We start from the raw sequence: 352 nt of genomic DNA, 5'->3' as shown, positions 1-352 counted from the left end.
GGATTCGACGGGATTTGCGAAACCCAAGGTGCATGCCGAGGGGCGGTTTGCCTCGTTAAAAGCCGCAAAAAAATAGTCGCAAACGACGAAAACTACGCTTTAGCAGCTTAATAACCTGCTCTGAGCCCTCTCTCCCTAGCTTCCGCTCTTAAGACGGGGATCAAAGAGAGGTCAAACCCAAAAGAGATCGCGTGGAAGCCCTGCCTGGGGTTGAAGCGTTAAAACTAATCAGGCTAGTTCGTTAGTGGCGTGTCTGTCCGCAGCTGGCGTGCGAATGTAAAGACAAACTAAGCATGTAGTACCGAGGATGTAGAAATTTCGGACGCGGGTTCAACTCCCGCCAGCTCCACCG

General features: G+C 52.0%; 1 other RNA gene. It reads left to right on the top strand.

The features are described from left to right. Nucleotides 1-352, top strand: a transfer-messenger RNA (tmRNA) gene (gene ssrA / locus ACO0LB_RS20690); the annotation flags it as partial.

Origin of the sequence: Undibacterium sp. SXout7W, assembly GCF_049339385.1 — a bacterium.
In the GTDB taxonomy this organism is placed as follows: Bacteria; Pseudomonadota; Gammaproteobacteria; order Burkholderiales; family Burkholderiaceae_D; genus Undibacterium.
This window is presented reverse-complemented; position numbering and strand designations above follow the sequence as displayed.